This window comes from Amycolatopsis sp. NPDC051071, assembly GCF_040682875.1.
Lineage (GTDB): Bacteria > Actinomycetota > Actinomycetes > Mycobacteriales > Pseudonocardiaceae > Amycolatopsis.
In genome coordinates this window covers 41,902-63,972 of record NZ_JBFBBY010000025.1, presented here as the reverse complement: position 1 = coordinate 63,972, position 22,071 = coordinate 41,902, and the positions used below count along the sequence as shown (strand labels likewise).

Sequence of the window (22,071 nt, the reverse complement as noted above, 5' to 3'; positions counted from 1 at the left end):
GATCCAGGGGACTCCTAGAGTCGAATACTCAGAGTAATGGTTACGCATAGTTGTCACCAGGTCAAGCGGGTGCTTTCGAGAGGCCTTCGTCACCTGGGGCGCGCCACCCGTAAGACTCCAGGCCCCGCTGCTGCTAGTGTCGACTCGATTTCCTCGGTAAGCAGGAAGTCGACGTCCTTTAAGGACCCGTCCAGAGAGGCGGGGAAGGGGGTCCGCCTTGTCGTCACGCCCGCGTGGCGCGGCGGAACCGGCGGGAGAGCGTGAGCTCCTCTCGTCCGGCGATGTCGCGCGTACGATCGCCCGAATGGCCCACCAGGTCATCGAGAAGACCGCTCTCGGTGCCGGTGGCTCGACTCCGCCCGTGTTGCTGGGCATCCCCACCAGGGGAACCCCGCTCGCCTTGCGGCTCGCGGACAAGATCGCCGAGTTCTCCGGCATCCGTCCGCCGACCGGTGCGCTGGACATCACGCTCTACCGTGATGATCTCCGCCGCCGCCCGCCCCGCGCGCTCGAGCATTCGCGGCTGCCGCCGACCGGCATCGACGACGCGGTGGTGATCCTGGTCGACGACGTGTTGTTCTCCGGCCGCACCATCCGCGCCGCCCTCGACGCCCTGCGCGACCACGGCCGCCCGCGTGCGGTCCAGCTGGCCGTGCTGGTCGACCGCGGCCACCGCGAACTGCCGATCCGCGCCGACTACGTCGGCAAGAACGTGCCCACCTCGCGTGCCGAGGGGATCGAGGTCCTGCTGTCCGAAGTGGACGGCCGGGACACGGTTCTGCTGCGGTCGTTGAATGAGAGCGCTTCACCAGAAGGAGACCGATCGTGAAGCACCTGCTCGCCACCGACGGGCTCGACCCGGCGCTCGCGACAGCCGTGCTGGACACCGCCGAAGAGCTCAAGCACACCCTGCTGGGCCGCGAGGTCCGCAAACTCCCGACGTTGCGTGGCCGCACCGTCATCACGCTGTTCTACGAGAACTCGACCCGCACCCGCGTCTCGTTCGAGATCGCCGGGAAGTGGATGAGTGCCGACGTGATCAACGTCTCCGCGTCCAGTTCCTCGGTGAACAAGGGTGAATCGCTGCGGGACACCGCGCTGACGCTGGCCGCGGCAGGCGCCGACTGCGTGATCATCCGGCACCCCGCCTCCGGGGCGGCACAGCGGCTTTCGGGCTGGCTCGCCGAGGCCGGGACGGCGGTCGTCAACGCGGGGGACGGCACCCACGAGCATCCGACGCAGGCGCTGCTCGACGCGGCGACCCTGCGGGAGCGGCTCGGCTCGCTGGAGGGACGCCGGATCGCGATCGTCGGCGACGTCCTGCACAGCCGGGTGGCGCGGTCCAACATCCACCTGCTGTCCTCGCTGGGCGCCGAGGTGGTGCTCGTCGCGCCGCCGACCCTCCTGCCCGCCGGGGTGGAGAGCCTGCCGGTCACGGTGTCGCATGAACTCGACGCCGAACTGCCCGCGGTCGACGCGGTCATGATGCTGCGAGTGCAGGCGGAGCGCATGCACGGGGCCTTTTTCCCCAGCGCGCGTGAGTACTCGATCGCTTACGGCCTCAACGAACGCCGGATGAAGCTCCTGCCCGAGCACGCCGTCGTCCTGCACCCCGGCCCGATGCTGCGTGGGATGGAGATCGCCTCGGCGGTCGCCGACTCCCCGGCCTCGGCCATCACCGAACAGGTCCGCAACGGCGTCCACGTGCGCATGGCGGTCCTCTATCACCTGCTCGCCAGCGAAGGGGCCGACGCATGACCACCGTCCTGATCAAGGGCGCCCGACCCTACGGTGAGGGCGACCCGGTCGACGTACTCGTCGAGGATGGCGTGATCACCGATATCGGTGCCCTGGACGTTCCCGAAGACGCTGAGGTGATCGAGGCGCGCGGCCAGGTGCTGCTCCCCGGTTTCGTCGACCTGCACACCCATTTGCGTGAACCCGGCCGCGAGGACACCGAGACCATCGCCACCGGTTCGGCCGCGGCCGCGCTCGGCGGCTACACCGCCGTGTTCGCCATGGCCAACACGGACCCGGTGGCCGACAACGCGGTGATCGTCGACCACGTATGGCGGCGTGGCCAGGAGGCCGGGCTGGTCGACGTGCATCCGGTCGGCGCGGTCACCGTGGGCCTCAAGGGCGAGAAGCTCGCCGAACTGGGCACCATGGCGAAGTCCGAGGCCCAGGTGAAGGTCTTCTCCGACGACGGACTCTGTGTCGCCGACCCGCTGCTGATGCGCCGCGCGCTGGAGTACTCGACGGCACTGGGCGTCGTCATCGCGCAGCACGCCGAGGAGCCGCGGCTGACCGTCGGCGCGCAGGCCCACGAAGGTGAGCAGGCCGCGCGGCTTGGTTACACCGGCTGGCCCGCCTCGGCGGAGGAGTCGATCGTCGCCCGCGACTGCCTGCTCGCCCGGCACGCCAACGCGCGGCTGCACGTCTGCCACGTCTCCACCTCGGGCACCGCCGACATCCTGAAGTGGGCCAAGGAGAGCGGCACCAAGGTCTCGGCCGAGGTCACCCCGCACCATCTGCTGCTGACCGACGAGCGGCTCGCCACCTACGACCCGGTCAACAAGGTGAACCCGCCGCTGCGCACCGGACCCGACGCCGAGAAACTGCGTGCCGCGCTGGCCGAGGGCGTCATCGACTGCGTCGCCACCGACCACGCGCCGCATGCCGTCCAGGACAAGGACTGCGAGTGGAACTCGGCCCGCCCCGGCATGCTCGGTCTGCAGACCGCGCTGTCGATCGTGGTCGAGACCATGGTCCGCACCGGACTGCTCGACTGGCGGGGAGTGGCGCGCGTGATGAGCGAGCGGCCCGCCGAGATCGGCAACCTGACCGACCACGGCCGTCCGATCGAGGTCGGCGAACCGGCCAACCTGACACTGGTGGACCCGGACACCGAATGGACCGTGCGGGCTTTCGAACTTGCCAGCATCTCAAGTAACACCCCGTACGAAGGAATGCGGCTCCCCGGCGTGGTGACGGCGACGTTGCTGCGCGGGCGGATCACCGCGCTGGAAGGGAAGATCACCTCATGAGCGACCGGATCCTGCTGACACTGGCGGTCTTCGCCTTCTTCCTGATCTGCGTCTTCCTGATGTGGCGTGGCTGGCGACGCAAGTCCCGGTCGCAGAGCGTCCAGGTGCCGCCGTTCGCCGAGATCCCGTCCGAACCCGGTGACGTGCTGCTCGAATCGACCGGCGTCTACATCAGCACGACGACGGCGGGCCACTGGCAGGAACGGGTGGTCACCCGCGGTGCCGGGCTGCGCACCGGCGCGGTCTGGCGGCTGCACGAAGACGGTATCGCCATCGAACGCGGCGGTGCCCCGGACTTCTGGATCCCGCGTGCCTCGGTCACCGGCGTCCGCAAGGACAAGGGGATGGCCGGGAAGGTGATGGGCATCGACGCCCTGCTGGTCGTCACCTGGCTGGCGGGCGACGTCGAACTGGACACCGGATTCCGCGGTGACGAGGTCGACGACTATCCACAGTGGATCGAAGCTTGGCAAGACATTCGCGACGAAATCAAGGGAGGTGCCTGATGAGCACCGCGAACGGCATTAGGACCCCCGCGGCACTGGTCCTGGAAGACGGCCGCGTGTTCCGCGGCTCCGCGTACGGCGCCCGTGGCCGCAGCCTGGGCGAGGCGGTGTTCTGCACCGGCATGACCGGTTACCAGGAGACGCTGACCGACCCCTCCTACCACCGGCAGATCGTGGTACAGACCGCTCCGCAGATCGGGAACACCGGCTGGAACGACGAGGACGACGAGTCCTCCCGCATCTGGGTTTCGGGCTACGTCGTCCGCGACCCGGCACGCACGCCGTCCAACTGGCGCTCCAAGCGCACGCTGGACGAGGAACTGGAGCGCCAGGGCGTCGTCGGGATCTCCGAAGTGGACACTCGCACGCTGACCCGGCATCTGCGCGAACAGGGCGCCATGCGGTCCGGCGTGTTCTCGGGTGAGGCACTGGGCAGCGACGAGGAAATGCTCGCGCAGGTGCAGGCCGGCCCGCAGATGAAGGGCGCCGACCTCGCGGGCGAGGTCAGCACCGACCGGACGTACGTCGTCAAGCCGCAGGGGGAGACCCGGTTCCGCGTCGCCGCGCTGGACCTGGGCATCAAGTCCAACACCCCGCGCCTGATGGCCGCGCGCGGCATCGAGGTGCACGTCCTGCCCTCGTCGTCCACTGTGGACGATCTGCTCGCGATCGAGGCGGACGGCGTGTTCCTGTCGAACGGCCCCGGCGACCCGGCGACCACCGCGCACGCGACCGACCTGACGAAAGCGGTGCTGCAGCGGGAAATCCCGCTGTTCGGTATCTGCTTCGGCAACCAGATCCTCGGCCGCGCGCTGGGATTGGGCACCTACAAGATGCGTTACGGCCACCGCGGGATCAACATCCCGGTGATCGACGTGGCGACCAAACGGGTCGCGATCACCGCGCAGAACCACGGGTTCGCCCTCGAAGGCGAGCCGGGGCAGCGCTTCGAGACGCCGTTCGGCGCCGCGCAGATCTCGCACTATTGCCCGAACGACGACACCGTCGAAGGTGTCCGCGCGTTCGACGTCCCCGCGTTCTCGGTGCAGTACCACCCCGAGGCCGCCGCCGGCCCGCACGACGCGGCTCCCTTGTTCGACGAGTTCGTGAGCTTGATGGAGAAGAAGTCGTGATGGCTGCCCAAAGCAGGTCAAAGCCGTCTATCGAGAGACTTCACATCCGGAACTACCGAGTGCTGAAAGATGTGACCTTCGAGAAGCTCACGCCGTTGACCGTTCTGTTCGGTCCGAACGGCAGCGGCAAATCAACCGTGTTCGACGTGTTCGCCTTTCTTCACGAAGCTTTCAGCACGAACCTCCGTCGTGCTTGGGATGCGCGCAATAGAATCGCGGAGATCCGCAGCCGAGGGGCTGAGGGGCCCGTCCAGTTCGAACTCAAATATCGTGACCCGGACAGCGGACGATTGATCACCTACGTGCTGGCGATCGATGAGGAGGCAGGGTCGCCGGTTGTGGTGAGCGAGCTGCTCAAGTGGACGACCAACCCAGCCCAGGGGCGACCAAGAGAGATCCTCAACTTCTCGCGAGGCGAGGGGGCTGTCTATGACGAACGGGCGAACGAGAAGCTCATCGAGACGCTCGACAGTCCGGATCTGTTGGCCGTGAGCAGCCTTGGGCAGCTCAGCCGCTATCCGCAAGTGGCGGCTTTGCGGAGATTCATCACTGGCTGGTACCTCTCGTACCTCAACATCGACCATGTCCGGCAGCAGCCGATGTCTGGTCCTCAGGAGAGGCTTTCAGCTACCGGAGACAACCTGGCGAATGTCATCCAGTACCTGGGAGATCGTCACCAAGACAGGCTGGCGACGATCTTCGACGTGCTTGGCCAGCGGGTGCCGAGCCTTGAGCGAGTCGACTCTGAGCAGATGCCGGACGGGCGCCTGCTGCTGCGCCTCAAGGACCGGCCCTTCGACACGCCCGTACTCGCGAGGTTCATCTCTGATGGCACCTTGAAGCTGCTTGCGTACTTGACGGTCCTGTTCGACCCGGCACCGGCGCCGATTATCGGTATCGAAGAGCCTGAGAATCAGCTTCACCCAAAGTTATTGTACCCATTGGCCGAGGAAGTTCGTGGGGCCTCGGCAAGGAGCCAGCTCCTCGTCACGACGCACTCGCCTTACTTCGCCGATGCGCTATACCCCGACGAGATGTGGGCCTTGTATCGCGATGAGGACGGTTTCACCAGGTGCGCTCGAGCCTCGAAGAACAAGCGGCTCATGGCCATGGTGGACGCAGGCGGAATGCTGGGAAATCTCTGGATGGAGGGCTACTTCGGACTGGGTGATCCCCTCACGCGGTCGGGACGTCCAGCGTGACGGAGGAACCAATCTCGCTCGAGATCCTTGTCGAAGAACCTTCAGCGAAGCGGGCGCTTGAGGTCCTGGTCCCGAAGATTGTTCCTGGGACCCGGTTCGAGATCTTCGAGTTCCGGGGTAAGGATGCCCTGTTGAAAGACCTGCCGCGCCGTTTGGCTGGCTATGCGGCTCGTTTGAGCTGGGAGTCAATCAGGGTGGCTGTGCTGGTCGATCGAGATGACGACGACTGTGTCGTACTCAAGGAGCGACTGCAGGTGATGGCGAAGACCGCAGGGTTGATCACGACGAGTGCGACGTCGGACGGGTTCACGATCTTGAACAGGATCGTCGTGGAAGAACTCGAGGCATGGTTCTTTGGCGATGTGCCCGCTCTTTGTGCCGCGTACCCGAGGATTCCGTCGACGCTGCACAAGCAACAGAAATACCGCGATCCTGACGCCGTCGCCGGCGGCACCTGTGAAGCGCTTGGCCGGGTGCTCGCCAGACATGGCTATCACAAGCCCCGACTGCAGAAGATGCTGCTTGCCTCCGAAGTCGCACCACACATGGATGTAGAGAACAATCGTTCCCAGAGTTTTCAGGTCTTCCGCGACGGTCTGCGGCGCCTGGTGAGTGAGGAAAACTAATGCCGAAGAGGACAGACATCCAGCACGTGCTGGTGATCGGCTCCGGGCCGATCGTGATCGGCCAGGCGGCCGAATTCGACTACTCCGGCACCCAGGCCTGCCGGGTGCTCCGGGAAGAGGGCCTGCGCGTCTCGCTGGTCAACTCGAACCCGGCGACCATCATGACCGACCCCGAATTCGCCGACGCCACCTACATCGAGCCGGTCACCCCGGACTTCGTCGAGAAGGTCATCGCGGTGGAACGCCCCGACGCGATCCTGGCGACCCTCGGCGGGCAGACCGCGCTGAACTGCGCCGTCGCCCTGCACGAGCGCGGTGTGCTGGAGAAGTACGGCGTCGAGCTGATCGGCGCCGACATCGACGCCATCCAGCGCGGCGAGGACCGGCAGAAGTTCAAGGACATCGTCCGCACCATCGGTGCCGAGGTGCCGCGTTCGCGGGTCTGCCACGACATGGACGAGGTCCGCGCGACCGTCGCCGAGGTCGGCCTGCCGGTGGTCATCCGGCCGTCGTTCACCATGGGCGGGCTCGGCTCTGGCATGGCGCACACCGACGAGGAGCTGCAGCGCCTCGCCACCTCCGGCCTCGACGAGTCGCCGGTCACCGAGGTGCTCATCGAGGAGAGCGTCCTCGGCTGGAAGGAGTTCGAACTCGAGCTCATGCGCGACCGGCGCGACAACGTGGTGGTCGTCTGCTCGATCGAGAACATCGACGCGATGGGCGTGCACACCGGCGACTCGGTCACCGTCGCGCCCGCGATGACCCTGACCGACCGCGAGTACCAGCACATGCGCGACGTCGGCATCGCCGTGCTGCGCGAGGTCGGCGTCGACACCGGCGGCTGCAACATCCAGTTCGCGATCAACCCGGAAGACGGCCGCATGGTCGTCATCGAGATGAACCCGCGGGTGTCGCGGTCGAGCGCGCTGGCGTCGAAGGCGACCGGCTTCCCGATCGCCAAGATCGCCGCGAAGCTCGCCATCGGCTACACCCTCGACGAGATCCGCAACGACATCACCGGCGAGACCCCGGCGGCCTTCGAGCCGACGCTGGACTACGTCGTGGTGAAGGTGCCGCGGTTCGCCTTCGAAAAGTTTCCCGGCGCGGATCCCACACTGACCACGACGATGAAGAGCGTCGGCGAGGCGATGTCATTCGGCCGCAGCTTCCCCGAGGCACTCGGCAAGGCACTGCGGTCCATCGACACCAAGGCCACCGGCTTCTGGACCCGCCCCGATCCGGAAGGCGCGACGCTGGAGTCCATTTTGGACCTCCTGCGCACGCCGCATGACGGACGCCTTTACGAGGTCGAGCGGGCGTTGCGGTTCGGTGGCACCGTCGAGCAGATCCATGAGGCGTCGGGTATCGACCCGTGGTTCATCGACCAGATCGCCCTCATCGGCGAGGTCGGTTCCGAGGTCCGTGACGCGCTGGTGCTCGACGAGCCGCTGCTGCGGCGCGCCAAGCGCACCGGCCTCTCGGACCAGCAGATCGCCGCGCTGCGGCCGGAACTGGCGGGCGAGGACGGTGTCCGCGCGCTGCGCCGCCGTCTCGGCGTGCGGCCGGTGTACAAGACCGTCGACACTTGCGCGGCCGAATTCGCGGCCAAGACGCCGTACCACTACTCGGCCTACGAGACCGATCCCGCGGCGCAGTCGGAGATCACCGCGCAGACCGAGAAGCCGAAGGTGCTGATCCTCGGCTCCGGGCCGAACCGCATCGGGCAGGGAATCGAGTTCGACTACTCGTGCGTGCACGCCGCGCTCGCCCTGCGCGAGGCCGGTTTCGAAGCCGTCATGGTCAACTGCAACCCCGAGACCGTCTCCACCGACTACGACACCTCGGACAGGCTCTACTTCGAGCCGCTGTCGTTCGAGGACGTCCTGGAAGTGGTCAACGCCGAGCAGGAGTCCGGCACCGTCGCCGGCGTCATCGTGCAGCTGGGCGGCCAGACCCCGCTCTCGCTCGCGAAGCGCCTCGCCGACGCCGGTGTCCCGGTGATCGGCACCTCCCCGGACGCGATCCACCTCGCCGAGGACCGCGGCGCGTTCGGCGAGGTCCTCACCGACGCCGGGCTGCCCGCGCCGAAGTACGGCACGGCGACCTCGTTCGAGGGTGCGAAGCGGATCGCCGACAAGATCGGCTACCCGGTACTGGTGCGGCCGTCGTACGTGCTCGGCGGACGCGGCATGGAGATCGTGTACGACGAGGAATCCCTCGCCGGTTACATCCACCGCGCCACCGAGGTCACCCCCGAGCACCCCGTGCTCGTGGACCGCTTCCTCGACGACGCCATCGAGATCGACGTCGACGCGTTGTTCGACGGCGACGACCTCTACCTCGGCGGCGTCATGGAGCACATCGAGGAGGCCGGGATCCACTCCGGCGACTCTTCGTGCGCGCTGCCGCCGATCACGCTGGGCCGCACCGACATCGAGACGGTGCGCCAGTCCACCGAGGCCATCGCGCGTGGTGTCGGCGTCCGCGGCCTGCTGAACGTCCAGTACGCGCTCAAGGACGACGTCCTCTACGTCCTGGAGGCCAACCCGCGGGCGTCGCGGACGGTGCCTTTCGTGTCGAAGGCGACCGCGGTGCCGCTGGCCAAGGCCGCGGCGCTGATCATGACCGGTTCGTCGATCAAGGAACTGCGCGAGTCCGGCGTCCTTCCCGCCGAGGGTGACGGGGGCCATATGCCCGCCGATTCGCCGGTCGCGGTCAAGGAGGCGGTCCTGCCGTTCCACCGCTTCCGTACTCCTGAGGGCCACGGCGTCGACTCGCTGCTCGGCCCGGAGATGAAGTCCACCGGTGAGGTCATGGGCGTCGACGTCTCCTTCGGGAAGGCGTTCGCCAAGTCGCAGGCCGGGGCCTACGGCTCGCTGCCGACCTCGGGCAAGGTGTTCGTCTCCGTCGCCAACCGCGACAAGCGTTCGCTGGTGTTCCCGGTGAAGCGGCTGGCGGACCTCGGGTTCGAGATCCTCGCCACCTCCGGTACCGCGGAAGTGTTGCGGCGCAATGGGATTCCTTGCAGCGTCGTGCGCAAGTACTACGAGGGTTCGACCGCCGATGAGCCCAACGTCGTGGACGTCATCCTCGGCGGCGGCGTGCAGATGGTGATCAACACGCCGTACGGCAACAGTGGTCCGCGCATCGACGGCTATGAGATCCGTACCGCCGCGGTGTCGCGGGACATCCCCTGCATCACCACGGTGCAGGGCGCGGCGGCGGCCGTGCACGGGATAGAGGCCGTCATCAAGGGCGACATCGGCGTGCGGTCGCTGCAGAGCCTCCAAGCGGCGCTGAAGGCCAAGTCGTGACCGAGCGGTTCGGGGCGAGGCTGGCGCGGGCGGTCGCGGAAAAGGGACCGCTCTGCGCCGGGATCGACCCCCATCCAGGGTTGCTCCAGGCGTGGGGACTTCCGGCGGACGCGGGCGGTCTGGAGAGGTTCGCCCTCACGGCCGCCGAGACGATCGCGCCCGAGGTCGCGGTGATCAAGCCCCAGTCGGCCTTTTTCGAGGCCTACGGGCCTCCTGGGGTCGCTGTTCTGGCCAAGACGATGAAGGTGTGCCGGGAGGCGGGCGCGCTCGTCCTGCTGGACGTCAAACGTGGCGACATCGGTTCCACGATGGCGGCGTACACGGCGGCGTTCCTTCCAGCGGGGGCCGAACTCGAAGCTGACGCCATCACCGTGTCGCCGTACCTCGGCTTCGGCTCGCTGGACTTCGCCGTCGAGCTTGCGCAGGCGCAAGGCAAGGGGCTGTTCGTCCTCGCGCGCACCTCCAACCCGGAGGCGCAGGGATTGCAGAACGCCGTGCTGCCCAACGGAAAGACCGTCGCGCAGGACATCGTCGACACGGCGGGCGCGCATAACGCCGGTGTCGGGCCATTGGGTGACATCGGCGTCGTCGTCGGCGCGACCATCGCGCCGGGAGAGCTCGATCTGAGCAAGCTGAACGGTCCCGTCCTGGCACCCGGTTTCGGGGCACAGGGAGCGACTGTGGCCGATCTCCGTGGCCTTTTCGGGCCGGGATTGCCGGGTGTGCTCCCGGCGTCCTCCCGCGACGTGCTCAAGCACGGACCGGCTCCCGAAGCGTTGCGTGCGGCCGTTCGGCGGACACGGGATTCCCTCGGTCCCCTGGAAAACGGCCAATAGCAGGCCCGGGAATCGGTCATGACCAGCCACCCCCGCATTGTGGCCCGAGGTAACGGGTGGGTACCGTCGCCACACCCACCCAGATTTGAGAACTACCGGAGGAAAACGTGGCACTTCCCCAGCTGACAGAGGAACAGCGCGCTGCGGCGCTGGAGAAGGCCGCCGCCGCCCGCCGCATCCGTGCTGAGCTGAAGGAGCGGCTGAAGCGGGGCGGTACCACTCTGGTCGAGGTGCTGAAGCAGGCCGAGGAGAACGAAGTCCTCGGCAAGATGAAGGTCTCGGCTTTGCTCGAGGCTCTTCCGGGCGTCGGCAAGGTCCGTGCCCAGCAGACCATGGAACGACTGGAGATCGCACCCAGCCGTCGTCTTCGCGGCCTCGGCGACCGGCAGCGCAAGGCGCTGCTGGCCGAATTCAGCGGCGAGTGAGCGGCATCGGTCAGGACCACCCGGTGACCCCGGGCGCTGACCGCGGCGGTGAGCCGGTGGCGGGACTCAACTCCCGGCACCGGCTCACGGTCGTCTCAGGGCCTTCCGGAGTCGGGAAGTCGAGCGTGGCTGGGGAGCTGCGCAAGCTGGATCCGGAGATTTATTTCAGTGTCTCGGTGACCACCAGGAAGCCGAGGCCGGGTGAGGTGGACGGCGAGCACTACCACTTCGTCGACCGCGCCGAGTTCGACCGTATGGTCGACGCGGGCGAGCTGCTCGAATACGCCGAGTTCACCGGCAATTGCTACGGCACCCCGCGCGAGCCCGTGGAGCGGGCGCTGGCGGCGGGCAAGAACGCCATCCTGGAGATCGAACTCCAGGGCGCGCGGCAGGTCCGCAAGGCGATGCCGGAGGCGCGGCTGGTGATGCTGATGCCGCCGTCGTGGGACGAATTGGTCGGCAGGCTGACCGGCCGCGGCACCGAGAACGAGGCCGCCGTACAGGCCAGGCTGGCCGAGGCCGAGCGTGAACTCGCCGCCGCCGGGGAGTTCGACGAGCGTGTCGTCAACGCCGACGTGCGTGACGCCGCCGAGCAGTTGCTAAACTTGATAGTCGGCGACCAGACACCCAAAGATTCGGAGCACCACGAGTGACGACCATGTCCACGCTCGGTATCCACGAAGAGCTCGAAGGCATCACCAACCCGCCGATCGACGACCTGCTCGAAAAGGTCAGCTCGAAGTACGCGCTGGCGATCTACGCGGCCAAGCGCGCCCGTCAGATCAACGACTACTACGCCCAGCTGGGCGAGGGTCTGCTGGAGTACGTCGGCCCGCTGGTCGAGCCGGGCCCGCGCGAGAAGCCGCTGTCCATCGCGCTGCGCGAGATCCACGGTGGCCTGCTCGAGCACACCGAGGGTGAGTAGGCACTCAATGGTCACGGCGGCTGTCCAGGTGATCCCGTGCAAAACCGCCGAGAACACCGTTGAGTAAACCCAGGATCGTTTTGGGCGTGGGTGGTGGCATCGCCGCCTACAAGGCCTGTGAGGTCCTGCGCGGGCTGACCGAATCCGGTCACGACGTCCGCGTGGTCCCCACCGAAGCCGCGCTGAACTTCGTCGGCGCGGCCACTTTCGAGGCACTGTCCGGGCATCCGGTGCACACCGGCGTGTTCACCGAGGTGCCCGAGGTCCAGCACGTCCGCGTCGGCAAGGAAGCCGATCTGGTGATCGTGGTGCCCGCCACGGCGAACCTGCTCGCCAAGGCCGCGCACGGTATCGCGGACGATCTGCTGACGAACACCCTGCTCACCGCCCGGTGCCCGATCGCCTTCTTCCCGGCGATGCACACCGAGATGTGGGAGCACCCGGCCACCCGCGACAACGTGGCGCTGCTGCGTTCACGCGGCCTGGTCGTCGCCGAACCCGCCGCCGGCAGGCTCACCGGCACCGACACCGGCAAGGGACGGCTCGCCGACCCCGCCGAGATCGTCGACCTCGCCCGGCTCCTGCTGGCCGTACCGAACGCCCTCCCGCGCGACCTCGAAGGCGTGCGCGTGGCGATTTCGGCAGGCGGCACCCGCGAGCCGCTGGACCCGGTCCGCTACCTGGGCAACCGCTCCTCGGGGAAACAGGGCTACGCGCTGGCCCGGGTCGCCGCCCAGCGCGGCGCCGACGTCACCCTGGTGGCCGCGCACACCATCGCGCTGCCGGAACCGGCGGGTGCCAAGGTCGTGCATGTGTCCACCGCCGAGGAACTGCGCCAGGCGATGCACGCCGAGGCCGCGTCCGCCGACGTCGTCGTGATGGCCGCCGCCGTCGCCGACTTCCGGCCGTCGAACCGGGCCGATCACAAGATCAAGAAGTCCGACGACACGCCGGATCCGGTCGTCGAACTCGCCCGCAACGCCGACATCCTGGCCGAGCTCGTCCGGAACCGGACAGCGGGCCAAGTGGTCATCGGGTTCGCCGCGGAAACAGGGGACGATAAGGGTGGCGTCCTCGACCATGCCAGGGTCAAATTGAAGCGCAAGGGCGCGGACCTGCTGGTGGTGAACGCCGTCGGCGAGGGCAAGGCGTTCGGGACCGAGGACAACTCCGGCTGGCTGCTCGGGGCCGACGGGACCGAGATTCCGATCCCGCTCGGCGCGAAGGCGGAGCTGGCGTCCACATTGTGGGACGCTGTGGTGACCTTGATGAAGCGTTGAGGGACTCTCCAACGATAGTAAGTACGCTTGAGCACAGCTAAGGGGTGCCTAACTTTCTGGGCATCAGACGTCTAGGTGAGGAAGTGACGGCCACCGTGACCGCGTCCACGAGCAGACTGTTCACATCGGAATCGGTGACTGAGGGTCATCCCGACAAGATTTGCGACGCCATCAGCGACTCGATCCTGGACGGCCTGCTGGCCAAGGACCCGCGAAGCCGGGTGGCGGTCGAAACCCTCATCACGACCGGGCAGGTGCACGTCGCCGGCGAGGTGACCACCGAGGCCTACGCGGACATCCCGACCATTGTCCGCGACGTGATCCTGAAGATCGGCTACGACTCTTCGGCCAAGGGTTTCGACGGCAACTCCTGTGGCGTCAACGTCGCCATCGGCTCTCAGTCGCCCGACATCGCACAAGGTGTCGACACCGCTTACGAGTCCCGCGTCGAATCCGACGAGGACGAGATCAACCGCCAGGGTGCCGGCGACCAGGGCCTCATGTTCGGCTACGCCTGCTCGGACACCCCCGAGCTGATGCCGCTGCCGATCGCGCTGGCGCACCGCCTTTCGCAGCGGCTGACCCGAGTCCGCAAGGACGGCGTGCTGCCGTACCTGCGCCCGGACGGCAAGACCCAGGTCACCATCGAGTACGCCGGCGACCAGCCGGTGCGGCTCGACACGGTGGTCGTGTCCACCCAGCACGCGGACGGTATCGACCTCGAGCAGATGCTCGGCGTCGATGTCCGCGAGCATGTGGTCGCCCCGGAGATCGCCGAGCTCGGGCTCGACACCTCCAACGTGCGGCTGCTGGTCAACCCGACCGGCCGCTTCGTCATCGGCGGCCCGATGGGTGACGCGGGCCTGACCGGCCGCAAGATCATCGTCGACACCTATGGCGGCATGGCCCGTCACGGTGGCGGCGCGTTCTCCGGCAAGGACCCGTCCAAGGTCGACCGCTCGGCCGCGTACGCGATGCGCTGGGTGGCGAAGAACGTCGTCGCCGCCGGTCTCGCCTCGCGCGCCGAGGTCCAGGTGGCGTACGCGATCGGCAAGGCGGCCCCGGTGGGCCTCTTCGTCGAGACCTTCGGCACCGAGACGGTCGACCCGTCGAAGATCCAGGCCGCCATCACGGAGGTCTTCGACCTGCGTCCGGCCGCGATCATCCGCGACCTCGACCTGCTTCGGCCGATCTACGCGCCGACGTCCGCGTACGGTCACTTCGGCCGTCCCGAGCTGGATCTCCCGTGGGAGAGCACGGCGCGGGCGGTGGACCTGAAGTCGGCCGCGGGCGCCTGATTTTCGGCGTCCAGTAGCGCTATGAAAGTCCCCTTCATGGCAAATTTCGCCATGAAGGGGACTTTCATCGCACGGGGTGACAGGCTGTGTCGGGGGAGTCTGGTAGAGATCAGCGGGTGAGCAGCAGTCCCGAACCGGCCCCGCTGTGGGACCTCCCGGAGCCTCCGCAGAAAGCCGAACCGGCGCGGAAGGCCAAACCGTCGCGCGGTAAGACCAGCCGTCGCGGCGCGCAGAACCCCGCGCCCGAAAACCCGGTCGCGCGGATCGTCGTGGACATCCCGCTCACGCACCTCGACCGGACCTTCGACTACCAGATCCCGGAAAAGCTGCACGAGACCGCCGTGCCCGGCTGCCGGGTGCGCGTCCGGTTCGCGGGCCAGCTCGTCGACGGTTACCTCGTCGAGCGCGCCGACACCACGGACTTCACCGGGAAGCTCGCGTACATCGACAGGGTGACGTCGAGTGAGCCGGTGTTGCCTCCGGAGCTGCACACGCTCTGCCGATCGGTCGCGGACCGTTACGGCGGCACGCTCAGCGACGTCCTGCGGCTGGCGATCCCGTCGAGGCACGCGAAGGTCGAGGGAGAGCCCGCCGCCGAGCCCGCACCCGTGCCGTCGGCCCCGGACACCGCGGCTTGGGAGAAGTACCAGAACGGTCCGGCCTTCCTGGAGGCCGTCGGCCAACGCCGTCCGGCCAACGCCGTCTGGCAGGGTCTGCCGGGCGAGGACTGGCCGCGGCGTCTCGCCGAAGCCGCCGCGGTGGCGGCCGCTGCCGGACGCGGTGTCGTCATGGTCGTGCCGGACCACCGTGACCTGACCCGGCTGCACGACGCCTGTTCCGAGTTGATGGGCTCCGACGCGGTGGTCGCGTTGATCGCCGGGCTGGGTCCGGCCGAGCGTTACCGTCGCTGGCTCGCGGTGCTGCGCGGCACCGTGCGGGTCGTCGTCGGCACCCGCGCGGCGATGTTCGCGCCGGTCGCCGACCCCGGTCTGTTCGTGGTGTGGGACGACGGCGACGACGTCCACCTCGACCAGCACGCGCCGTATCCGCACGTCCGCGATGTCCTGATGGATCGCGCGCACGTCGCGAAGGGATCCCTGCTCGTCGCGGGGTTCGCGCGGACGGCCGAGGCACAGTTCCTGGTGGAATCGGGCTGGGCGCAACCACTTGTCGCGGCCCGCCCCGAGCTGCGGGCCGCCGCGCCGCGCGTGACCCCGGTCGGCGAGGACTTCGACGTCGCACGGGACGAAGCGGCGAAGGCGGCACGGCTCCCTTCGGTCGCTTTCGAGGCGGCGCGGCAGTCGCTGGCCGCCGGATTCCCTGTCCTGGTGCAGGTTCCGCGTCGCGGGTATGTGCCCGGCCTCGCCTGCGGCCACTGCCGGACGTCGGCGCACTGCCGTCGGTGCGCGGGCCCGCTTTCCCTGCCCGGCGGGCTGATCGACGGCTCGCCGAGACCGCCCGCCTGCCGGTGGTGCGGTGTCCCCGAGACGAATTTTCATTGCGCTGCTTGTGGTTCCGTACGGTTGCGGGCGGTCGTCGTCGGCTCCAAGCGGACCGCGGAAGAGCTCGGCCGCGCGTTCTCCGGATTCCCGGTGCGGACCTCCGGCGCGTCGGAGGTTTTGGCTTCAGTGCCCGGAAAACCCGCGCTGGTGGTGTGCACGCCGGGAGCCGAACCGATCGCGGAAGGCGGGTACGGCGCCGCGTTGCTGCTGGACGGCTGGGCGTTGCTGGGACGGCAGGACCTGCGCGCGGGGGAGGAGACTCTGCGCCGCTGGATGGCGGCCGCGGCCCTGGTGCGGCCGGGCACCGGCGGCGGACGCGTGTTCGTCGGCGCGGAAGCGGGTCTCGCCGTCGTACAGGCACTGGTGCGGTGGGATCCGGGCTGGCACGCGAGTCAGGAACTGGCGGAACGCCGGGAACTCGGCTTCCCGCCCGTGATGCGGATGGCGAGTATCGAAGGCACCCCGGACGCGGTCGCCGGACTGCTCGACGACCTCGCCCTCCCGGAGACCGGCGAGGTACTCGGCCCGGTGCCGCTCGGCGACGTCGACGAGGACGGCAACGCCGAACGCGAACGCGCACTGGTACGCGTCGCGCGTCCGGACGGAAAGGCCCTCGCCGCCGCGATCCACGCGGCCGCCGCGCGCCGGGACGCCCGCAAGGCCCCCGAACCCATCCGGATCCAGCTGGACCCGCTTGAGCTCATCTAGCCTCCGCAAGTAGTCCTCTGGTTGCGGTAGTTCGATGCCGAACCACCGCAACTAGAGGACTAAACGCGGCAGGATCTGGCGCGGACGGGGAGTTTCGTGGTGTCGGCGTGGCATCGAGGAGTAGGACTGTGTGGATTTCGGCGCGTTGGATGAGCTGAAATCCACACAGGGGGCGTCCTGGTCCCGCTCCGGCGTAAGGCGCCGCCCGCCCACGAGCCGAGCGTTCACGCAAGTGTTGCGAAGGGCACTTTCGCAACCTTCAACGTTGCGAAAGTCAAGTTTCAACTAAGGCAGTGAAACCCTGAGTGCTGTTTTCGCAGCTCAGAGACTACAAGCGTGATTTGCGGCATGGCGGGCGCGTGCTCCTACAGGCATGCACCCGTCGGACGCTGTCAGCTTGTTAACCGATGCCACTCCCTGTGCATAGTCCGTGCACAGGGAGTGGCAGGTGCCTCCTTGAGGCTTCGACCGCGTAACTCAGAGCGGCAATGTACTGATCGTGGGCGCTTAGGTCGCTGGCCATTCACGGTTCAGAACCGAGAAGAGTACTGAGTCTCGCCACGCCCCGTTGGTGAACACGTGATCCCGCAGGACACCCTCACGGGTAAAGCCGAGTTTCTTGACCACGGCTTGCGATGCATGATTGTCGGGGCCGATCGCGGCCGTGATGCGATGCAAGTCGAGGGTTCCGAAGGCGAAGGTGAGGATGGTCTGTACAGCGTCAGTGGTGTAGCCGTTGCCCCACTGCTCCGCAGCCATGGCGTAACCGAGCTTGGCCGCCTTCACGCCAGAGAAGGCGATGCGGCAGGTACCGATCAGCTCGTCATCATCGATCCGCGTGATTGCTAAGTAGTACTCAGTTCGTAGCGCTCCGTCGATACGTGCGATTGCATCGTCGACCATCTTCTGCGCCATCCCAGGCGAGCGACTGTCGAACGACAGAAAGCTAGTGACCCGGTCATCGCCGACAATCTTGAAGGCAGCGGCACCGTCCGAGCTTTTGAAGTCGCGAAGCTTTGTGATCTTGCCGCGTAGCTCGTCAACCATCCGTGATCCTTTTACATCGATAGATTCGCTCATTTTGGGAGCGCCAGACGTTCGGACGAGAAGACGCGCATGGAGTCTCCGAGTTCACTGATCGGCCTGGCCTCGATGGCTACGCGACTCAGGACGCCCTGAACGTCCTCAACGGCGGTCACGATCCCATGTGTTCGTTGCGATGCTGGCAGCTCTAGAACTTCTGCCATCGCGACGGAAGCGCCTTCGAACTCGCTGCGCTGAATCCTCGCGATCGCCAAGGCGCAGCGAGCGCCAGCCTCGTCTCCGAACGCTCGATCTGACGTCGGAGCGTTCTCGTAGGCGGTAATTGCCTCAAGCGCGACGCGCTCGGCAAGGTCCGATTGGCTACGGCCTCCCCACGCCAACGCCTCAGCGGCGTAGTAGAGCTCGCGTGGGCGGGTGAAAATGCAGAATCCTCCGAGTTCATCAAGGTCGTCGCGTTGAACGCGGTCCCGTATATCAGCCGCCCGGTTCACCGCAGCCTGCGCTTCCTCAAATCGTCCAAGGGCCGCAAGGGAGCGCGCTTCCCCAGATGCGAGCCATACAGCTGACGTGTTGGGGTTCGCGTTTGCGAAAGCGAGCCCCTCTTGCGCATACTTAATTGATTCATCGTAGCGACGTTTCCAGTATGAGATGAGAGACTGCAAGCCTTTGGCCCAAGCTTTCAGGCCCGAGTGACCCGCATTATTGGCGGCAGTAAAGGCGGCCCGAGCATTGGTCATTGCGGCTTCTGAATCGCCAGTATCATGCGAAGCCCGAGCCATCAGCCCAGAGGCTACGCCTGCAAGTAAGTAGAGCTCTCTTTTCTCTGCTGGCTTCTGGTGTCCATCCAGAAAGCTGAACAGGCGCTCTTGAGTACTGCTCATCTTGGCAAGCAGGTTCTCCAGCGGTTCCTGCTGATATCGAACCGTCAGTTCGCGGACGTCGTCTGCGCACTGGCCTATCGTTTCGGGACCCACGGTAGAGACCTCCCTCTTGCTCAAAAACTCGCGCGCACGAGTCGCGCTCAACGCGATCATTTGCCGCTTCCAGTTGTCCCGCTCGTAATCCAATTGAAGACCGGGTGCACGAACTAGCGACGCCTGCGAAACCTGCCCGCTGCCGTATGGAGGACCGACGAGCCTCTGAACCGGCTCCGCGAAGATCGCTTCGAGCGCTGCTTGAGACTGGGCGAAGGGAAGCGTGCGCACCTCACCGACGACCCACCGATACACCTGTCGGTCTGAGACGTGCTCGCCGGTGATCGCGACAACCTGCTGGGTCAAGTCCTTGACCGTCATGTGCCTATGGCTCATTAGCTGCTCAAGCCGGGTTCGCGGCAGCTTGTCGTCCATCGCACCTCCATCTCTTGGGGCCTGTCCAGGCTAGAGGGCGGACACCCTGCGTGGCGAACGCCGTTACAAGACGTCAAGAGAAGTCAACAGACGTCAAGTCTCCTGACGTACCGACTTCACCCAGTCGGCGGCAACGCTAAGGCGTGCTCTCGGCACAGAGAGTGAAATCCGTTCGGGCGCTGAAGACGCCCAGTTCGAGACGGTGAGGGATGAAGATGAGCGGCGCAACGGTGCACGTTGGCGGGGTCATCTGTGGCGTGTTTGTAGGGCTATGCGCGCTGGGGCTAGCCGCCTGGAAGGTCTGGGACCAGTTCTTCCGGTCTGTCGGCGAGCATTGCGATCCTGATGAGTACACGTCGTGGAAGGCGGTCAAGCGGCGCATCGACGAGCAAGCGACTAAAGAGAAGTCGATCCGTCTTGCGAGACTGATTCGCGACCTTTCTGGGTCCACCATGGATACCGCGCCGCTTCCGCTCTTTACGGCTTCGCCACAGGTGCCGCGTGAGGTGCACAGGGCTCCTGTCGATCGGTCGTTTCTGGATGACGTGACACGGCCTGACCTGCTTGTCGTGGACGCTGAGCCGCAGACGAGGCCGAGTTACGAGCTGCCGCCGAGTGATGCCTGGGCGCCGAGTAAGGGGGAACTGCCGGAGGAGCCTCCTCCGCGGCTCGGTCAGATCCCGAAACCCCGGCGGACCGCGAGTCAGGAGCATTGCTATGCGCGAACAGGATCATGAGCTTCTGGCGAGCGCGCTTGAGGCCGCGTCGACGATTGCGAAGCACGCCGCGCGGTTAGCTCGGGCGCAGAAGGCGCCGAAGCGCCAGGTTGCCGGCCTCCGGAAGTGCGGCGAAGAACTCGTTTCCATCGGTGCGCTGTTGTCGCGGAGCGCCGGTGAGGTGGACGGCACGTTCACCGACCTGGGTCCGCTGGCGAGGGACTTGTCGCGCCAGCGTGCCGGGGGGATCTATGACCCTCGATGAGGCAACTCGGCAGTGGACGTACAACCCGCCGGGCGTTGACTCCACCAGGGTTAATTTGCCCTACCTCTATGACGCTTTCCTCGGTGGAAAAGAAGCTCATGAGATCGAACGCGAGTTGCGAGGCAAACTCTTGAGCGTGTCGCCTGACATTGGATTTGTCTTCGCCTCGGAACGTGAATTCATGCGCCGTGCGATCCGATATCTGGCGCGTTCTTACTGCCTAACGCGGTGGCTGATCGCGGGTTACGGCTTGCCTGACTTCTCTGACCAGAACCTTCACCAGGTCATTCGACGTTGTGAACGCTCGGCGACCATCGCCGTGATCGAAGCTGACTGCCTGGCCGCTGCGGCGCAACGGGCACTCATCGGGGACAGCGAGAATCAGACGCACGTGGTGCAGGTCGATCCCTACGACCCGAAGCGGATGTGGGAAACGATCGAGAACGTCCCTGTTTCCTACAGGCGAGAGCCTGTCGCGTTGATACTGAGCGGGATTCTTTCGTTTCACGGCGGGACGCGCGCCGAGGTTGCCGGGGTGGTTCAAGAGCACATAGAACATCTTCCGGATGGTTCGTTTGTCATCGCAACACATTTGCTTGACCCGGAACATCCGGAACTCACTCCACTCGCCCGGAGCTTCGAGTATCACCTGAACCATAGCTCGCTTGGTGTTGGTCAGGTCGCAACCCGGAAGGAAATCGAAACCATGTTTGCCGGTACGACGATTTTGCCGCCTGGTGTCGGCCCAGCTTACATGTGGTATCCCGAGGGGCCGCCACTGATCAGTCCGGTAGCGGGAATGCTCACTGCCGCCGTCGTCGCGCAGGTCGGAAAGGCTGATGCTTTCCTCGCGATCCCGGATCGGCTGCTATGAGCCCGGTAGATGTTACAGTGAAAATGAATATCAGGATTGAAGATCCGTCAAAGTGGCTCAGCGAAAACACTTATGACTGTCGCACTGATATTTATGACGAAGTCATTAGCTACGTCGGCAGCCTGGTTGCGGACGATATCGCGTTTGAGGACAATGTGAGAATTACGTGGAGAGAGGCCGTGCTTCTGCGGCCCACCACGCGCTACAGGTGGGCGATAGCCAGGGCTCGACGTCGTGTGTTCGCAGTCTCTCGGAGGCGGAAAAGGGACGCGTTTCTCAGACTTGCCGCGAGCCACGGCGGAACCGGCAGTATGGTCGGCTGCCGTTGGATCAGATCCAGCACGAAGGGCTCACTGCCTAAAGGGTTCTGATTGATTAATTCTCGGCCGTCGCGCCTGTGAAGCCCCCCGCCGGGCGCGACGGCTGGGTCCAACCCCCGTCGTCAAGTAGGGACGGCGGGTGCTCGGAGGCGGCGAGTGTGACTCCCCGCCGCCTCCGAGCCTCAACTTTCCGGGAAAGTCGCCCAATAGTTAGGAGACAAGTGAAGAACCGCGCGCCTGGCATTCGCTGTTTGGCGGTACAACGAAATGTGGACAGACGAGAACGTGGAGAAGCAGGGGGAAGCCGACAGGAAGCGGCGGGAGGAAGCAGCGCAAAATGAAAGCTAATCCGGACGGAACATCGCAAGACGGTAACTACACTGATGAACAGAAAGCTGAGCACGCCGCTGCCTACGGAACAGTACTCCCTGATATTCCGTGCGAATGCGGAAATGCGAATTGCACTGGAGAATGCGCGTGACCACCATTGAGGAATTTCTCGCGGCCTTGCCGTACCTCATGAGGACCGAACCCGTAGCGTGCGAGCCCATCACGATCGCAGCCGACACGTCACTGCTCGGCCCGACCACGTGGTGGCAGGCCGAGACCACAGGTTCTCGAACCGAGAACGACCCCGAGGATGAGGGCGACGAGCAGGTCGAGCAGGCGGCCTGACCAGGGTGGGGCGCTGGCAACAACAG

General features: G+C 66.2%; 20 protein-coding genes. 18 read left to right on the top strand and 2 right to left on the bottom strand.

Annotation, left to right across the window (positions count from 1 at the left end; translation table 11 throughout):
- Positions 1-217 precede the first annotated feature (217 nt).
- From pyrR to AB0M65_RS11570, 15 genes are all read left to right on the top strand, one after another.
- Positions 218-829 (top strand): bifunctional pyr operon transcriptional regulator/uracil phosphoribosyltransferase PyrR, encoded by a 612-nt coding sequence (gene pyrR / locus AB0M65_RS11640; protein WP_364025234.1) that lies wholly within the window; start codon positions 218-220, stop codon positions 827-829.
- On the top strand, positions 826-1,758 hold the full coding sequence (locus AB0M65_RS11635) for an aspartate carbamoyltransferase catalytic subunit (protein WP_364025231.1): 933 nt from the start codon (positions 826-828) through the stop codon (positions 1,756-1,758). Before pyrR ends, AB0M65_RS11635 begins: the two co-directional genes overlap by 4 nt.
- Entirely contained in the window at positions 1,755-3,047 is a 1,293-nt protein-coding gene (locus tag AB0M65_RS11630; RefSeq protein ID WP_364025228.1) for a dihydroorotase, read from the top strand. Before AB0M65_RS11635 ends, AB0M65_RS11630 begins: the two co-directional genes overlap by 4 nt.
- The gene (locus AB0M65_RS11625) at positions 3,044-3,553 is read left to right on the top strand and encodes a transporter (protein ID WP_364025226.1); all 510 of its coding nucleotides are present in this window, start codon (positions 3,044-3,046) and stop codon (positions 3,551-3,553) included. The genes AB0M65_RS11630 and AB0M65_RS11625 overlap by 4 nt, the downstream gene beginning before the upstream one ends.
- On the top strand, positions 3,553-4,686 hold the full coding sequence (gene carA, locus AB0M65_RS11620) for a glutamine-hydrolyzing carbamoyl-phosphate synthase small subunit (RefSeq protein WP_364025223.1): 1,134 nt from the start codon (positions 3,553-3,555) through the stop codon (positions 4,684-4,686). The genes AB0M65_RS11625 and carA overlap by 1 nt, the downstream gene beginning before the upstream one ends.
- Positions 4,686-5,888 (top strand): AAA family ATPase, encoded by a 1,203-nt coding sequence (locus tag AB0M65_RS11615; protein ID WP_364025220.1) that lies wholly within the window; start codon positions 4,686-4,688, stop codon positions 5,886-5,888. The genes carA and AB0M65_RS11615 overlap by 1 nt, the downstream gene beginning before the upstream one ends.
- Positions 5,885-6,514, top strand: a complete 630-nt coding sequence (locus AB0M65_RS11610) for a DUF4276 family protein (RefSeq protein WP_364025217.1) — start codon at positions 5,885-5,887, stop codon at positions 6,512-6,514. Before AB0M65_RS11615 ends, AB0M65_RS11610 begins: the two co-directional genes overlap by 4 nt.
- On the top strand, positions 6,514-9,828 hold the full coding sequence (carB, locus tag AB0M65_RS11605; protein WP_364025214.1) for a carbamoyl-phosphate synthase large subunit: 3,315 nt from the start codon (positions 6,514-6,516) through the stop codon (positions 9,826-9,828). Before AB0M65_RS11610 ends, carB begins: the two co-directional genes overlap by 1 nt.
- Positions 9,825-10,664: an orotidine-5'-phosphate decarboxylase gene (gene pyrF, locus AB0M65_RS11600; RefSeq protein ID WP_364025211.1), complete on the top strand. Its 840-nt coding sequence runs from the start codon at positions 9,825-9,827 to the stop codon at positions 10,662-10,664. Before carB ends, pyrF begins: the two co-directional genes overlap by 4 nt.
- Before the next feature lie 107 nt (positions 10,665-10,771).
- Positions 10,772-11,089, top strand: a complete 318-nt coding sequence (gene mihF, locus AB0M65_RS11595; protein ID WP_364025209.1) for an integration host factor, actinobacterial type — start codon at positions 10,772-10,774, stop codon at positions 11,087-11,089.
- Entirely contained in the window at positions 11,086-11,742 is a 657-nt protein-coding gene (gmk, locus tag AB0M65_RS11590) for a guanylate kinase (protein ID WP_364025206.1), read from the top strand. The genes mihF and gmk overlap by 4 nt, the downstream gene beginning before the upstream one ends.
- Positions 11,743-11,747: 5 nt before the next feature.
- Positions 11,748-12,014: a DNA-directed RNA polymerase subunit omega gene (gene rpoZ, locus AB0M65_RS11585; RefSeq protein ID WP_364025271.1), complete on the top strand. Its 267-nt coding sequence runs from the start codon at positions 11,748-11,750 to the stop codon at positions 12,012-12,014.
- Positions 12,015-12,073: 59 nt separating this feature from the next.
- Positions 12,074-13,294: a bifunctional phosphopantothenoylcysteine decarboxylase/phosphopantothenate--cysteine ligase CoaBC gene (gene coaBC, locus AB0M65_RS11580; RefSeq protein ID WP_364025204.1), complete on the top strand. Its 1,221-nt coding sequence runs from the start codon at positions 12,074-12,076 to the stop codon at positions 13,292-13,294.
- A gap of 95 nt (positions 13,295-13,389) precedes the next feature.
- The gene (metK, locus tag AB0M65_RS11575) at positions 13,390-14,592 is read left to right on the top strand and encodes a methionine adenosyltransferase (RefSeq protein ID WP_364025266.1); all 1,203 of its coding nucleotides are present in this window, start codon (positions 13,390-13,392) and stop codon (positions 14,590-14,592) included.
- Between the two features lie 116 nt (positions 14,593-14,708).
- On the top strand, positions 14,709-16,802 hold the full coding sequence (locus AB0M65_RS11570; protein ID WP_364025201.1) for a primosomal protein N': 2,094 nt from the start codon (positions 14,709-14,711) through the stop codon (positions 16,800-16,802).
- A gap of 507 nt (positions 16,803-17,309) precedes the next feature.
- Here AB0M65_RS11570 and AB0M65_RS11565 read toward each other — a convergent pair.
- Together AB0M65_RS11565 and AB0M65_RS11560 are read right to left on the bottom strand one after the other, a co-directional pair.
- Positions 17,310-17,849 (bottom strand): GNAT family protein, encoded by a 540-nt coding sequence (locus AB0M65_RS11565; protein ID WP_364025198.1) that lies wholly within the window; start codon positions 17,847-17,849, stop codon positions 17,310-17,312.
- Between the two features lie 29 nt (positions 17,850-17,878).
- Complete coding sequence (locus AB0M65_RS11560) at positions 17,879-19,195, bottom strand: hypothetical protein (RefSeq protein WP_364025195.1); 1,317 nt, start codon at positions 19,193-19,195, stop codon at positions 17,879-17,881.
- Between the two features lie 717 nt (positions 19,196-19,912).
- Here AB0M65_RS11560 and AB0M65_RS11555 point away from each other — a divergent pair.
- The 3 genes from AB0M65_RS11555 to AB0M65_RS11545 all read left to right on the top strand — a co-directional run bounded on the left by AB0M65_RS11555 (position 19,913) and on the right by AB0M65_RS11545 (position 22,045).
- On the top strand, positions 19,913-20,176 hold the full coding sequence (locus AB0M65_RS11555; protein ID WP_364025192.1) for a hypothetical protein: 264 nt from the start codon (positions 19,913-19,915) through the stop codon (positions 20,174-20,176).
- The gene (locus AB0M65_RS11550; RefSeq protein ID WP_364025190.1) at positions 20,163-21,050 is read left to right on the top strand and encodes an SAM-dependent methyltransferase; all 888 of its coding nucleotides are present in this window, start codon (positions 20,163-20,165) and stop codon (positions 21,048-21,050) included. The genes AB0M65_RS11555 and AB0M65_RS11550 overlap by 14 nt, the downstream gene beginning before the upstream one ends.
- 797 nt (positions 21,051-21,847) lie before the next feature.
- On the top strand, positions 21,848-22,045 hold the full coding sequence (locus AB0M65_RS11545; protein WP_364025187.1) for a hypothetical protein: 198 nt from the start codon (positions 21,848-21,850) through the stop codon (positions 22,043-22,045).
- Positions 22,046-22,071: the final 26 nt, after the last annotated feature.